Below are 12,317 nucleotides of genomic sequence, written 5' to 3'. Positions count from 1 at the left end.
CATCGCGGCCTTCCGTACCGGCAAGGGCGTGGCCTGGGGCGACCACCATCATCGCTTGTATTGCGGCGTTGCCGCCTTCTTCCGCAATGGCTACCAGGCGCATCTGGTGCCGGAATGGCTGCCCGCGCTGGAGGGCGTGGTGCCCAAGCTGGAAAAGGGCGCGAAGGTCGCTGATATCGGCTGCGGCCACGGCCATTCCGCCATCATCATGGCGCAGGCCTTCCCGAAGTCGCGGTTCTGGGGTTTCGATGCCCATGCCGGCTCGATCGAGGCGGCGCGCGAGAATGCGAAGCAGGCCGGCGTGGCCGACCGCGTCACCTTCACCGTGGCCAAGGCCGGCGATTACCCCTCGTCGGGTTTCGACCTGATCTGCTTCTTCGACGCGTTGCACGACATGGGTCATCCCGACGTGGCCCTGCGCCATGCCGCCAAGAGCCTGGCGCCGGACGGCACGGTGATGCTGGTCGAGCCTTTCGCCAACGACAAGGTGGAGGACAACCTCAACCCGATCGGCCGCATGTACTATGCCGGCTCCACCGCCCTGTGCTGTGCCCATGCGATTTCGGAAAACGGCACCCATGTGCTGGGCGCGCAGGCCGGCGAAGGCCGGCTGGCAGAGCTCGCCCGGGCCAATGGCTTCGCGCAATTCCGCCGCGCCACGGCCACGCCCTTCAACCTGATCCTCGAGCTGCGGCGCTGAACATGAACGCCATCGTCTGGGCGGCTTTCGGCCGGCGGGCCGAGGACCGTCACACCGGCTGGCTGACCCGTGTGACCCAGGCCTTGCGCGTGCGGCACCGGCGCATCCGGGCGCGCCGCGTGCTGGCGCGGATCGATCCCCGCACCCTGCGCGATGCGGGGATCGATCCTGTCGCCGCGCATTACGAGGCGACGCAGCCCTTCTGGATCGCCGAACGCCGTCTCAGGGATCTCTGAAACAGGGATCGCTGAAGGCCGGCGGCCGCGTGTCACGCCGCGGCCGCCGAATCTGTCCTCGCATCTGAAAAGCAGGAATGAGTCCATGTCCACCCTTGATGCTGAGTTCGTCCCCACTGCCGCGCCTGCCCCGGCATCGGCGTGGGGGCTTCGGATTGAAGAAGGCCGGGCGCTGTTGCGGCTGGCCCTGCCGATTGCGCTGATCGCGCTGGTCAACATGGGCATGAGCGTGACCGATACCGTGATGGTGTCGGCATTGTTCGGCGCCGATGCCCTGGCGGCGGTGGCGGTCGGCAGCGACCTCTACTCGATCCTGTTCTACCTCTGCGCCGGCACGCTCGGCGGCCTCGCGCCGTTTTATGCCGCCGCCGTGGCGCGAGCGGATATGGCGGAACGCGCGCGGCTGGAACGCATCGGCTGGGTCCTAGTGGCGCTGCTGGCGGCCGGCACAATGCCGCTGGTCTGGTTCGCGCCGGTCTGGCTGGAATGGTTTGGCCTGGACGCGGCTTTGCTGGCGCAGGGCGAGGGCTACACGCGCACCATGGCGCTAATGCTGGTGCCGATGCTGGGCGTCGCGCTCTACCGCACGCTGCTGACGGCGGCCGAGCAGCCTAGGGTTTTCCTCAAGGTGACGCTGGCCATGCTGCCGCTGAATGCGGGCGCCAATTACGTGCTGATGCTCGGCTTCGGCCCGATCCCCGCCTTCGGCCCGACCGGCGCGGGGCTGTCCTCCCTGCTGGTGGCTCTGGCCAGTTTCATCGCGCTGGTCGTCGTCGCGCGCCGCGCGGCACCCGACGCCGCCAGGCAGGCATCGTTCAGGCAGGCATCGTTCGACATGCACGGCCTGCTGGCCGTTTTGCGTGTCGGCCTGCCGATCGGCGTCATCACCGCCACCGAGACCGGCATCTTCCTCGGCGCGACGCTGGTGGCTGCCACTCTGGGCGCCGCTGAGGTGGCCGCGCATACGCTCACCCTGCGCATGGCCGGCATCGTCTATGCCGGATCGGCGGCCCTGCTGCAGGCTTCCATGGTGCGCATCGCGCGCGCCGATGCGCTGGGCGATCCGCGCGCCGGTCGCGCCGTTTTCGCCAGCAGTCTCGCCGTGGCGTTCGTGCTGGGCCTGGCAGTGTGCCTTCTGCTGGCGCTTGGTGCGGCGCCGCTGGCGCAGGCCTTCTTCGATGCCAGCGCCGTGGGCCTGGCTGCGGCGCAGACCGCGGCCGGCCTGCTGGTGCTGCTCGGCCTGATCCAGGTGGCTGGCTATGTCGGCCTTACGGCGTCGGGTCTGCTGCGCGGGCGCAAGGACACCCGGGCACCCATGCTTTACATGCTCATTGGCTACTGGGTGGTTGGCGCGCCGCTGGGCCTGTATCTCTGCGCGGCGCGGGATCTCGGCGTGACCGGGCTGTGGATCGGTCTGGCCGCAGGCGCGGCCATCACAACGATCCTGACGCTCGCGCGGCTGTTGCGCCGCCGCCGCTAGGGGCTATTCCGCCGCCACCGCCGCGCGCTGGGCAGCCAGCACGCGCTCGGTCGGTCGGGTATTCATGAACAGCTGCATCACGCCAGCGGCGGCGCCGATGCCGGCGGCGAGCTGCCAGGCCAGCGTGTAGGAGCCGAGCACGTCATAGATCACGCCGCCGGCCCAGGCGCCGAGGAAGCTGCCGACCTGGTGGCTGAAGAAGGCGATGCCGGTCAGCGTGGCGAGATAGCGGATGCCGAAGATCTGCGCCACCAGCCCGTTGACCAGCGGGATCACGCCCAGCCACAGCGTGCCCATGATGGCGGCGAAGACCAGCGTGGAGGCGCTGCTGACCGGCAGCGTGAAATACAGCGCGATGGCAGCCGAGCGCAGCAGGTAGATCAGGCCCAGCAGCATCGGCTTGTGGTAGCGGTCGCCGAGCCAGCCGAACAGCCAGCTGCCGAACACGTTGAAGGCGCCGATCACCGCGAGCGCCTGCGCGCTGAGCATCGGGTCGGCGCCGCAATCGGCCAGGAAGGTCGGCAGGTGGGTGGTGAGGAACACCAGCTGCAGGCCGCAGACGAAGAAGGCGGCGGCCATCACGATATAGCCGCCATGGCGGCGGGCCTCGGCCAGGGTGCTGCGCATCGTTTCGGCGGCACCCGGCATGGCATCGACCGGCACCTTGTCGGCCCGGCCGCCCATCATGGCGGCCGGCAGCATGGCGGCGGCCAAAGCCACGAAGGCAAACATCGCCATCTGCCAGCCGCTCGCCTGGATCACGCCCTGGGCCAGCGGGGCGCAGAAGAAGGTGCCGATCGAACCGGCCGCGGAAACCAGCCCGAAGGCCAGGCTGCGCCGTTCCGGCCGCACCACTTTCGCGGCGATCTTGGCGGCGATGCCCGATGTGGTGCAGGCCAGGGCCACGCCGATCATGGCGCCCGAGCTGATGGTGATCATCCAGGCCGCATCGGCATAGGCGGTGATGATCAGGGCGGCGGCATAGAGCAGGCCGCCGAACAGCGCGATGAACCGCGTGCCGAATTTGTCGACCAGCGCACCGGCGAAGGGCTGCGCGATGCCCCAGACGATATTCTGCACCGCCAGCGCGAAGGCGAAATCGGCGGCCGAGATGCCGATGTCGCGGGTGATCGGCTGCATGAACAGGCCAAGGCTCTGGCGCATGCCCATGGCCAGCGACAGCATGATGGCGGCGCCGCTCAGGATCGACACGCTCTGCCACTGGCTGAGCGAATCATGGTGGAAGGGGGTGCGGGCGGAAAGGCTGCGGGTGGCCATGGGGGCTCTTTAGTTTTTGACGGTTGCGGTTCTTGACGGTCGCGGTATCTCGGGCGCCGCGATGATGGGGCGGGGCTGGAGGTAAGTCCAGCCGCCGATTGTATCGCTGCAATCCCCTGCATCGCCTCGAGCTTGCATCGCGTCGAGGCGACCGGAGCAATATTAGGCTCGGCAGCGGGAAACGGGATATGGTAAAAATACCCAGAACCTGCGCATAAATTCACAGATATGGTCATGGCCAACTGGGACGACATCCGGCTGTTTCTCGAACTGGCCCGCGAGGGTTCGCTTTCGGCCGCCGCCCGGCGGCTCAAGGTTGATCATTCCACCGTGGCGCGCCGGATCGCGACCCTGGAGCGCGACCTGGGACTGCGCCTGTTCGACCGGTTGTCGCGCGGCTATGCGCTGACCGAGGAGGGCGACACCCTGCGGACTTCGGCTGAGCGCATGGAGCAGGAGGCAATCGCGCTGCAGCGGCAGGCCAGCGGCCGGCCGGCCCTGCAGGGAACCGTGCGGATCAACACCACTCCGATGTTCGCCAGCCTGTTCCTGACGTCGCGGCTGGTCGAGTTCCGTCGCCTGCATCCCGATATCCGCATCGCGCTGTCCGGCGACCAGCGCCTGGTCAATCTCAACCGGCGCGAGGCGGATATCGCCATCCGCCTGGCCAAACCGAGCGAAAGCGGCCTGATCGCCCGGCGCATGGGTTCGGTCGGTTTTGGCCTCTATGCCAGCAGGCGCTACCTCAGCACGACCAGGCCGAGGGATTACGGCTTCATCGGTTATGACGAGGCGCTGGGCCATATCGCCCAGCAGCAGTGGCTGGAGGCGCAGTTGCGCGGCCGGCCGATCGCGTTCCAGTGCAGCGACATGACCACGATGTACCATGCCGCCTGCGCCGATATGGGCGTGGCGGTATTGCCGCATTTCATCGGCACCACCGATCCGCAGCTGCGGCGCGTCGCCGCCGAAACCGCCTCGGCGGACCGGGATATCTGGCTGATGGTGCATCCCGATCTGCGCCGGGCCCCGCGCATCCGCGCGGTGATGGATTATCTGGTGGCGCTGTTCGAGCGTGAGCGCAACCTGCTGGCCAGCGGCGCGGCGGCCAGGCCGCGCCGTCGGGCCTTGCCAAGTTAGGCCGGCAGTGCTGTGCTGGGAGCCTCCCCACAGAACGAGCGTCCCATGACAAAAGATATCCTCAAGGACATGCAGGCCTATCGCGAGGAACTGACCGCGATCCGGCACGACATCCACAAGCATCCGGAAACGGCGTTTGAGGAAAACCGCACGGCCGACATCGTGGCGGCCAGGCTCACCGAATGGGGTATCCCGATCCATCGCGGCCTGGGGAAAACCGGCGTGGTCGGCACGCTGAAGGGCAAACGGCAGGGCCAGCGCGCCATTGCGCTGCGCGCCGACATGGATGCGCTGAACCTGCAGGAAAAGAACACGTTCGATCACCGCTCAGTGCATGACGGCAAGATGCATGCCTGCGGCCATGACGGCCACACCACCATGCTGCTCGGCGCCGCCAGGCATCTGGCGCAGGATCCCGATTTCGCCGGCACGCTGCATTTCATCTTCCAGCCGGCGGAAGAGGGCGAGGCCGGCGCGCGGGTGATGATCGAGGACGGCCTGTTCGAGAAGTTTCCCTGCGATGCCGTTTATGGCATGCACAACATGCCGGGGTTGCCCACGGGCCATTTTGCCATCCGGCCCGGCCCGATGATGGCCGCCTCCGATACCTGGACCACCCTGTTCCGTGGCACCGGCGGCCACGGCGCCATGCCGCAGATGGGCACCGACCCGACCCAGCCGGCCGCGAATTTCATCACCGCCACGCAGGGCATCATCGGCCGCAATGTCTCGCCGCAGCATGCCGCCGTGATCAGCGTCGGGCATATCGCGGCCGGCGCCTATGGTTCGCCCAACGTGATTCCGTCGGACGTGACGATCCGCGGCACCGCGCGCAGCTATACGCCAGCCGATCGCGACCTGTTGGAGCGGCGCCTGGCCGAGATCGCCCATGGCATTGCCGCCGCCCATGGCTGCAGCGTCGAGCATCATTACCTGCGGCGTTATCCGCCGCTGGTGAACGCGCCCGAGCAGACTGCCATCGCGCTGAAGGCGGCGGCGCTGACGGTGGGGCCTGACCGCACCGATGGCGATGTGGAGAAACTGACCGGCGCGGAGGATTTCGCCTTCATGCTGGAGCAGAAGCCGGGCGCCTATATCCTGATCGGCAATGGCGGCAGCATCGAGGATGGCTCCTGCCACTACGTGCACACGCCGCATTACGATTTCAACGACCAGATCATCCTGACCGGCGCCGCCTACTGGGTGAACCTAGTGAACGTGGAACTGGGCAACGCGGCCTGAGACGCGGCGCCAGTGATCAATCAGGCGAAGAAATAGCGCTGCGTCAGGGCCTGAAGCGCGGCGCGCATGCCGTCATGCCCGAGCCTGTTGCTTTCCTCCAGCAGGTTTGGCGCCATGGCCCGGAACCGCGCCAGCAGGTCGGGGTCGAAATGGCGGCCGGCGCCTTCGTCCAGGATGCCGATGGTCTGCTCAAGCGACATCGGCTCCTTGTAGGGCCGCCGCGACGTCAGCGCATCGAAAACGTCGACGATGGCGAAAATGCGCGCTGCCAGAGGAATCGCCTCGCCGGCCAGGCCGCCGAGATAGCCGCTGCCGTCGTATTTCTCGTGATGGTAGCGCACGACGTCGCCGGCCTCCGACAGCCATTCCGACTGGCCGATGATGTCGAGTCCAAGCGCGACATGCTGCTGCATGGTGGCGAATTCCTCCGCCGTCAGCTTGCCTGGCTTGAGCAGGATGCTGTCGCTGATGCCGATCTTGCCGACATCATGCAGGAAAGCGCCCTTGATCAGGCGCTGCATGGCATCGCGATCCAGGTCAACCGTCTCGCCCAGCCGCACGGCATACCAGGTCACGCGGTAATTATGCGTATCGGTGTCGCTGTCGCGTTTGGCGATGGCGCTGCCCAGTACTTCCAGCATTTCCAGGTTGGCGCGCAGCAGGCGCTCGGCATGCAGGATCAGGCTGCGGTTCAGCGACAGGATCACCGGATAGAGCAGGACGGACGTGGCCAGCACCGCGATCACGACAACGGCCAGGGAATGCAGAACGCCATAGCGGATATCGGCCATGGTTGCCGCATCGACCTCATAGATGCCTTCGAAATACGCGACGGTGTGTCCCTGCGCATCGCGGATCGGCGTGATCATCTGCAGGTAAATGCCGCCATGCGCGAGGTGCTTGGTGTAATGCGAGGCGGCGTTGGGGGGGAAGCGGTGCGGGCTGCGATCCAGCACGGTTTCGACATCGTGATAGCCGGGGCGGCTGCTTTCGATGAGCTTCTGCTGCCGGGCGTTGTAGATTTCGACGATGACGAAGTGATTGGTGTCGAGCAGGCGCTGCACCGCCTGGGTGAAGGCGGGGCTCTGCGGCGCGCTCTCGGCTTCGGCCAGGGCCGCATGGTTCTCGCGCAGGAAATCCTCTGCCGCCGTCTCGCCCAGCGCCACGACCTTCTCGTCCACGGCTTCAAGGTCGATATAGACAACCACGGCGCCGATCAGCACCGACAGGATGGCGAATCCAGCAAGCAGGCGCATGATGACGCGCCGGTGCAGGCCATACATGGCGTTCCCTCCCGAAAGCGGATGGCCGCAGCCTAGGCGGCCGGCCGGCCGCAATCAATCCGCTGGCGGAAGATGGATGATGGTTGCGATTCGATACGGAACCCGGGTCGCGCCGGCGAGGGGGCTACCAGCCCCAGCTGTAACCCAGCGTCAGGCCAAGCCGGGCCTGGGTGGCCGAGCCGGCCTGGTCGACGATCGGTGAATCCGCCGCATCGCCGGCGATGCGGTCGATGCCGGCGAAGCCGCCGAGACTGAGCTGGTCGGTGAGCTTGTAGGTCAGCGTGGCGCCAAGGCCGTAGCTCACATAGGCCCCGTCCGGATCATACGGCCGGTAGCCCGACCGGGCCGCCTGGCCGGCATCGATGCCGAAATAGGTCTGGGTGAAATCCTTGCTCGCCACCGTGGCGCGCGGGCCGGCGGTCAGCATCAGGCTGTCGGTCAGCCTGGTGCTCCAGGTGACGAACATGTCGCCGATCACGGCTTCATGGCCGCCGAAGCCCTGCCGGATTTCCGCCCCCAGCTTGAACGGCCGCAGATCGTAATGCACGAAGCCGCCGGCTTCGCCGGCCGGATCGACATCGCCCAGGCCGCGCAGGGCGTCATCGTCATCCTGGTCGCGACCGAAGCGGTATTTGATCACCGGGCCGGCCCGCCAGCGCGAGGAGCTCAGCAGGTTGGCGCCGAGGCCGTCGCGGGTGGAAAGGAAGACGCGGTCGGCATAGCGCAGGTCGAATAACGGCAGGGCGTCGATGTCATAGTCATCGGAACCAAGATAGCTCGGCGCCAGCATGGCGCCGGCGCCGATGGTCAGCCGCCAGTCGGTTTTTTCGCCGGATTTCTCGGTCGCGCCGCTCTGCGCCATCGCTGGCCCGCCAGCCGAAAGCAGTGTGGCCGGCAGGGCGAGCAGGGCAGAGACCAGTGAAACGCAAACCAGCGGGCGATGCATCGCCGACATCCTCCGGGAGGCCTGAAGCGGCAGGTGATACCGATGTCAGGGAAATACGGCCGGATGATGGCGCGGCAAGGGACGGATGGCCGTGATGGTGGTCACGGCGTTGTTTCGGCTACATCATTTCAGGCTTTAATGCCCCAGCCGGGCATAGCGGCTGCGCACCGCATCGGCCAGCGCGGAATCGCGGCCGGTACTGCCATGGTGGCCATCTGATGCCGCCCTGGCGGCTTTCGGATGATCGCGCAGGGGGCGCAGCAGCAGGCCTTCGGGTCGATCCTCGATGACGAACTCCGTGCCGACGCGCCAGTGATGGCTGTCGACCAGCTCGGCCGGCAGGTCGAGCCGGCCGTGTTTGTCCAGACGAATGGTGACCATGATCGCCTCGCAGCAGGAAGGGAGCGCAGGCAACGGCGGCCGTGTTCTGGAAGGCAGAGACAGTGAAGCGCCTAATGCCTTGGCAGACAAGAGGGGGAGAGTGCCAGAACGACACCCCAGCCATTGTGGTTTGCCCGGAATCAGGGCTGCCGCAGGCCGGCGCTGCCTGCCTTTTCGGCATTCGTTGTCTTGGCGATGCCCAGCGCCTTGATGCGCGAGGCCAGGGTGGTGGGTTTCACGCCCAGCAGGGCTGCCGCGCCGTCGGCGCCGAACACCCTGCCGCCGCAGGCTGCCAGGGCGGCGCGGATGTTGGCGCGGTCGCGCTCGCGACGGTCCTCATCGGTCAGCAGGCTGCCGCTGGCTTCCGCGGCGGCCGGCGCCAGGCGCTGCGGCGTGCTCGTCTCGGGCAGCTCGATGCGCAGGCGGTCGTCGCGCGCCAGGATGGCGGCGCGCTCGATCACGTTTTCCAGTTCGCGCACATTGCCGGGCCAGTCGTAATGACTGAGCCGCCGGGCGTCGCCCTCGGTCAGGCGCAGGCCGGCGGTTTTCAGCTTGCGGCTGGTGCCGCGCAGGAAATGCGCCGCCAGCAGCGGGATATCCTCGCGCCGCTCGCGCAGGCTGACGGATTCAATCGGCACCACGTTGAGGCGGAAATAGAGGTCCTCGCGGAAGCCGCCGCGGCGCACTTCCGATTTCAGGTCGCGATTGGTGGCGGCGATCACGCGCACGTCCACATGGCGCGTGCGCTCCTCGCCCACGCGCTCGAACTGGCCTTCCTGCAGCACGCGCAGCAATTTGCCCTGCAGCTCCAGAGGAATCTCGCCGACTTCATCCAGGAACAGCGTGCCGCCATCGGCCAGCTCGAAACGGCCGATGCGGTCGCGCAGGGCGCCGGTGAAGGCGCCGCGCACATGGCCGAAGAACTCGCTTTCGAACAGCTCGCGTGGAATCGCCGCGCAGTTGACGCGGATCAACGGGCGGTCGCTGCGTTTGCTGGCCTCGTGGATGGCGCGCGCGATCAGCTCCTTGCCGGTGCCGCTTTCGCCGGTCACCAGCACGGTGGCATCGGTGGGCGCCACCAGCTCCACCTGGCGCAGGATGTTCTGGATCGCCGCCGATTTGCCGATGATGCCGCGATGGTTGCTTTCGGCGCGGATTTCCTCCTGCAGATAGGCGTTTTCCAGCTCCAGCTTCTGCCGCAGGCTTTCCACTTCCTCCAGCGCCGCGCGCAGCTTGTCATCGGCCTCGCGTTTCAGGCTCACGTCGCGGAACACCACCACTGCGCCGACCACGGCGCCGCGGTCGCGGATCGGCGTCGAGGTGTATTCGACCCAGAACGGCGTGCCGTCGCGCCGCCAGAACACCTCGTTGTCCACCGTATGCACATGGCCGTCGCGGAAGGCGCCATAGATCGGGCAGTCATGGCCGGGATAGGCCGAGCCATCGGGGTGGCTGTGATGCACCATCGAATGGATGTCCTTGCCGACCAGGTCTTCCGCCGCCCAGCCCAGCATGCGCTCGGCCGCCGGATTGACGAAGGTGGTCTTGCCTTCCGCGTTCACGCCATAGATGCCTTCGCCGGCGGCGCGCAGGATCAGCTGGTTCTCACGCTCGATGTCGCGGAAAAAGCGCTCGACGCGCTGCCATTCGGCGATGCCGCCGCGCACGTAATGATCGGCCTCGTCATCGACGCTGTGGCGGCGCAGCTCTTCCAGGTCCTGCGCGATCAGCAGCAGGCGCGGCCGCTGGTCCGCTTCGCCGGCCAGCGGCGCACCGACATATTCCACCTTCAGCTCGCGGCCGCTGGCATGGCGCGGGCTTAAGTTCCGGGTCCAGTAGCGGCCCTTGGCGGCCACGGCCTCGGTGAACACGATCAGGGCTGGCCGCTGCCCCGGATGCAGCTCGGTCATCTTCAGGGCGCACAACGCGGCGCGGTCATAGCCGAACAGCCGGCAGGCGGCCGGGTTGGCGTCGATGATGCGGTCCTGCGCCGGGTCGACCGCCAGCATGGCCTGGGGATTGGCCTCGAAGGCGCGGCCGAAATCGGCGATCTCGCGATCCATGGCTGATCCTGCGTGGTTCTACGATTAATCGTAATCAGAACTACGAATAATCGTATATTACGAATAATCGTAGTATAGCGGTGGCGGCAAAGTCTTGGCAATCACCATTTTGTGGCCATGGCACGCTCCTTGCTCCTTGCAGCCTGAGGCATCCGCAACAGGAGAGGCAGGCAGCATGTCACTGTTCAAGAACCCGTTCGACCACCAGAGCGATCTGTCCGCCTGCCCCTGCGGCGCCCACCGGAGCCTGGGCGACCACAATGCCGAGCTGGCCGCCCTGCAGCAGCAGACCCAGCTGCAGACCGCCGCCGACGCGGAAAAGCGCCTGACCAACGCGGTCGACCAGGCGGTGGTGCGTGCCCTGATCCCCGACGACATGACCCGCCGCCGCGTGCTGCACACCATCGGCGCCGGCACGCTGCTGGCCGCGATCGAGCAGTTCTTCCCGCTGGCCACCGCGCGCGAGGCTTTCGCGCAGGACAAGGGCCCGCTGGAGAAGAAGGACCTCAAGGTCGGTTTCATCGCCATCACCTGCGCCACGCCGATCATCATGGCGCATCCGATGGGCTTCTATGCCAAGCACGGCCTGAATGTCGACGTGATCAAGACCGCCGGCTGGGCGGTGATCCGCGACAAGACCATCAACAAGGAATACGACGCCGCCCACATGCTGTCGCCCATGCCGCTGGCGATCACCACCGGCACCGGCTCGAACCCGATCCCCTACACCATGCCGGCGGTGGAGAATATCAACGGCCAGGCCATCACGCTGGCGATGAAGCACAAGGACAAGCGCGACCCGAAGCAGTGGAAGGGCTTCAAGCTGGCCGTGCCCTTCGATTATTCGATGCACAATTACCTGCTGCGCTATTATCTGGCCGAACATGGCGTCGACCCCGATACCGACGTGCAGATCCGTGCCGTGCCGCCGCCGGAGATGGTGGCCAACCTGCGCGCCGACAATATCGACGGCTTCCTGGCGCCCGATCCGGTGAACCAGCGCGCGGTCTATGACGGCGTCGGCTTCATCCACCTGCTGACCAAGGAAATCTGGGACGGCCATCCCTGCTGCGCCTTCGCCGCCAGCCAGGACTTCATCAAGAGCGCGCCGAATACCTATCGCGCCCTGCTGCGCGCCATCATCGAGGCGACCGCCTATGCCACCAAGGCGGAGAACCGCAAGCAGATCGCCGAGGCCATCGCGCCGGCGGCCTATCTGAACCAGCCGGTGACGGTGGTTGAGCAGGTTCTGACCGGCACTTACGCAGATGGCCTGGGCAATGTGAAGAAGGTGCCCGACCGCATCGATTTCGCGCCCTTCCCCTGGCAGAGCTTCGGCATCTGGATTCTCACCCAGATGAAGCGCTGGGGTCAGATCAAGGGCGACGTCGATTACCAGAAGGTGGCCGAGCAGGTTTTCCTCGCCACCGATACGGCGAAGCTGATGCAGGATGTCGGCCTCACCCCGCCAAGCAGCCCGTACAAGACCTTCTCGGTGATGGGCAAGCCCTTCGACCCAAGCAAGCCTGCCGAATACGTCAACTCGTTCAAGATCAGGCGCGCCTGAG

The 12,317-nt window shown here is 66.6% G+C and carries 11 protein-coding genes; 6 read left to right on the top strand and 5 right to left on the bottom strand.

Annotation, left to right across the window (positions count from 1 at the left end; translation table 11 throughout):
* The 3 genes from Q1J79_RS01220 to Q1J79_RS01210 form a co-directional block, all read left to right on the top strand.
* Nucleotides 1-700 (top strand): class I SAM-dependent methyltransferase (locus Q1J79_RS01220; RefSeq protein ID WP_300295458.1); only part of this gene is annotated, 700 nt, incomplete at its 5' end.
* Nucleotides 701-702: 2 nt separating this feature from the next.
* A complete protein-coding gene (locus tag Q1J79_RS01215) occupies nt 703-936 on the top strand; it encodes a DUF1127 domain-containing protein (RefSeq protein WP_300295456.1) in 234 nt (77 codons plus the stop codon).
* Between the two features lie 85 nt (nt 937-1,021).
* Entirely contained in the window at nt 1,022-2,416 is a 1,395-nt protein-coding gene (locus Q1J79_RS01210) for an MATE family efflux transporter (RefSeq protein ID WP_300295455.1), read from the top strand.
* Nucleotides 2,417-2,419: 3 nt separating this feature from the next.
* Here the strand turns inward: Q1J79_RS01210 and Q1J79_RS01205 are convergent, their stop codons facing one another.
* Entirely contained in the window at nt 2,420-3,694 is a 1,275-nt protein-coding gene (locus Q1J79_RS01205) for an MFS transporter (protein ID WP_300295453.1), read from the bottom strand.
* 234 nt (nt 3,695-3,928) lie between these two features.
* On the opposite strand from Q1J79_RS01205, the gene Q1J79_RS01200 reads away from it, so the two are divergent.
* On the top strand, nt 3,929-4,834 hold the full coding sequence (locus Q1J79_RS01200) for a LysR family transcriptional regulator (RefSeq protein WP_300295451.1): 906 nt from the start codon (nt 3,929-3,931) through the stop codon (nt 4,832-4,834).
* A gap of 45 nt (nt 4,835-4,879) precedes the next feature.
* Nucleotides 4,880-6,076 (top strand): M20 aminoacylase family protein, encoded by a 1,197-nt coding sequence (locus Q1J79_RS01195; protein WP_300295449.1) that lies wholly within the window; start codon nt 4,880-4,882, stop codon nt 6,074-6,076.
* A gap of 20 nt (nt 6,077-6,096) precedes the next feature.
* Here the strand turns inward: Q1J79_RS01195 and Q1J79_RS01190 are convergent, their stop codons facing one another.
* From Q1J79_RS01190 to Q1J79_RS01175, 4 genes are all read right to left on the bottom strand, one after another.
* Nucleotides 6,097-7,359: an HD domain-containing phosphohydrolase gene (locus Q1J79_RS01190; RefSeq protein WP_300295447.1), complete on the bottom strand. Its 1,263-nt coding sequence runs from the start codon at nt 7,357-7,359 to the stop codon at nt 6,097-6,099.
* A gap of 124 nt (nt 7,360-7,483) precedes the next feature.
* Nucleotides 7,484-8,305 (bottom strand): MipA/OmpV family protein, encoded by an 822-nt coding sequence (locus Q1J79_RS01185; protein WP_300295445.1) that lies wholly within the window; start codon nt 8,303-8,305, stop codon nt 7,484-7,486.
* Between the two features lie 135 nt (nt 8,306-8,440).
* Complete coding sequence (locus tag Q1J79_RS01180) at nt 8,441-8,686, bottom strand: AbrB/MazE/SpoVT family DNA-binding domain-containing protein (protein ID WP_300295443.1); 246 nt, start codon at nt 8,684-8,686, stop codon at nt 8,441-8,443.
* 140 nt (nt 8,687-8,826) lie between these two features.
* Nucleotides 8,827-10,749, bottom strand: coding sequence for a sigma 54-interacting transcriptional regulator (locus tag Q1J79_RS01175; protein WP_300295442.1), 1,923 nt, complete (start codon nt 10,747-10,749; stop codon nt 8,827-8,829).
* A 175-nt stretch (nt 10,750-10,924) separates the two neighbouring features.
* Here Q1J79_RS01175 and Q1J79_RS01170 point away from each other — a divergent pair, with 175 nt between their 5' ends.
* Nucleotides 10,925-12,316 carry a CmpA/NrtA family ABC transporter substrate-binding protein gene (locus Q1J79_RS01170; RefSeq protein ID WP_300295441.1) on the top strand — a complete coding sequence of 464 codons (1,392 nt, stop codon included), beginning with the start codon at nt 10,925-10,927 and terminating at the stop codon, nt 12,314-12,316.
* The last annotated feature ends 1 nt before the right edge of the window (nt 12,317 follow it).

The sequence above is a fragment of the Ferrovibrio sp. genome, assembly GCF_029255545.1.
In the GTDB taxonomy this organism is placed as follows: domain Bacteria; phylum Pseudomonadota; class Alphaproteobacteria; order Ferrovibrionales; family Ferrovibrionaceae; genus Ferrovibrio.
Note: the sequence above shows the minus strand (reverse complement) of the source record. Positions and strands in the feature narration are given on the sequence as shown.